The 2,191-nt window shown below is 35.6% G+C and carries 3 protein-coding genes; all 3 read right to left on the bottom strand.

The annotated features are described in order from the left end of the window. The coding region (locus DW938_RS14410; RefSeq protein WP_147342414.1) for an AAA family ATPase at positions 1-191 on the bottom strand (191 nt) is incomplete at its 3' end. Between the two features lie 461 nt (positions 192-652). Beyond that, positions 653-1,537, bottom strand: coding sequence for a haloacid dehalogenase-like hydrolase (locus DW938_RS14405; protein WP_347517438.1), 885 nt, complete (start codon positions 1,535-1,537; stop codon positions 653-655). Between the two features lie 318 nt (positions 1,538-1,855). Continuing rightward, positions 1,856-2,191 (bottom strand): ATP-binding cassette domain-containing protein (locus DW938_RS14400; RefSeq protein ID WP_118125582.1); only part of this gene is annotated, 336 nt, incomplete at its 5' end.

Genomic DNA, 2,191 nt, shown 5'->3' with positions numbered 1-2,191 from the left:
TTCTGACCTAAAACACTTTCTCCTTTCGCTATTGACAAGCACATATCAAGTGCCAGCCACGATTTCCCGACCTTTGGTGCTCCTGCTAAGATATACAAACCTTGTGCGATCAAGCCGTCTATAACGAACTCAACAGGCTTATACACAGTAGTCATTATTTCTTCGCAGGATTTTGAGTTAAATTGTTTCAAGTTATCAGTCCTCCTATTCTGTTTTCAAGTTCCTGTTATTGTCACTGAACATAGCGAAATTTATATTCAAAACAAAAAGCTCGCAAAGACTCTTAAAATCTTTACGAGCTTATACTATTCTCCATTCTCATGGTATCGCATTTTAATACGTTTGTCAATAGTCATGGTCCATTTTCATTGTTTTGCACAGGAGATTTGATTTTGACACGGGGGTAAGATGTGCGTTTTCGCCGTCGCACTGTGAGATACCCCCTATGTCAAAACGTTATTAATTTAACATAAACGAATTTTTAGAGAACTTTTTTGCTTTAATAAAAGTTCAGTCGCATTTGTTCGGTCAAATGCAATGATTTTAAAAGTTCAATATATTGAACCAATCATCTGGAAGGTTCATTGGTTTAATTTGAATACGCAAAAAAATTATAGACAACAGAATTTATGCTGTATGTTTTCATCTAAACTTACTTGGAATTTAATATCGCTATAACCTTTCTTGCGTCATCATCGTTATAATTTTTACAAACTGCTTCGTAAAATTTTTTAACGTCCTTATCTTTTAAAATATATGTAACCTGATTATTATTTAGTGCAATTTTAACCAGTTTAGTTTTCTGCTCATCTGTCAAATTCTCATATACTCTGAGCTTTGAAATTATATCATGCGTGTTAGCAAAGCTCATACTATCTTCCAGACGATTTATCAAGCCATCTATTTTAATTGTTTCTTCACTTTGACCTTTGATTTCTTTGTCTTTTTCTGAAACACATTCAAAATAAAATTCTTCCAACATTTCATTAGAAATAGTTCTGTCTATAATCATTTTTACTAGTTGCTCTAATTGGGAATTCTCATTATAATCTGCTGGCACATAGTATTTTATCCTTTTTTCGTCAAGCATCCTAAACACTTTTGACTTATCCTTGGTTTCAGAATTATATACACCAATAGAGTGACCTCCATTTGTATTGACAAGTTTCATACAAGGAATATCAGTATCGCTGTCTCCTATATATATCATATTTCTGAACGGCACACGATATTGATTCGGCTGGAAAAATGAGTTGACCCCTTGATCGTTTATATCAAGTACTCCTTTTTCAATTCTAAATAAAAATTGTGTTTTGTTAGTATAATTCACCACCTGTGCGGGCCATACCGCAACCCCAGCATCGTCAAAATAAAAAGAACTGGCATATATTTTTGTAAATTTTTCGGCGGCTTCTGTACCTTCAATCATTTCTTTAAGACCTGATGAAATGATATAATGCTCTACGGATACACCCTTATTTCTTCCGTATTCATTAATTCTGTCAAACCAAGTATCAACACCGGGAAAAAGTTTCACTTTACCTCCTTGTTTATGTAAAGTGTCCCTTGTAAATAAAACCTTACCTCTTGAGCGAGCGGACATCATGTACATATAGGCAAGGTTCTGATCCATATCATTGTTTTTTGCAAGTTCATTTGATTCCTTCCAAAAGTCTGCAACTTCATAATGATAGATTGTATATAGCCTTGAGCCTGCATATCATCAGGAGATAATGTTTTATCAAAGTCATAGCATATAGCTAAAATTGGTTCTTTTTCATAAAAATATCCTTTCTTTTACGTTAGCACAGTCGTAAATTATTCGTATAAAAGCAAACACATACAAGCAGACCACTCACCCCTTGATCTCACTTATCACACCCTTATCCATTTCATGCACAGTGTCGCACAGCACTGAGATGTCCTCCGCAGAGTGTGAGCATATAAGGATAGTCTTACCCTGCTCTTTGTATGAAAGCAGGTACTCACGCATTTCTTTTACGCCGTCCTTGTCAAGGCCATTGAAAGGCTCGTCAAGAATGAGTATCTTTGGGTTTTCCATGATAGCTTGTGCAAGTCCCAAACGCTGCCGCATACCTAGACTGTATTTGCGGACGTGTCGCTTTAGTTCGGGATCAAGTCCCACCTGTTTCATACTGCTTTTTATCTCCTCTTTGCCGATCTTGTTGTT

Source organism: Ruminococcus sp. AM43-6 (assembly GCF_003461785.1).
GTDB lineage: Bacteria > Bacillota > Clostridia > Oscillospirales > Ruminococcaceae > Hominimerdicola > Hominimerdicola aceti.
The sequence above is the reverse complement of the archived record's forward strand: the minus strand, read 5'-3'. Positions and strand labels throughout refer to the sequence as shown.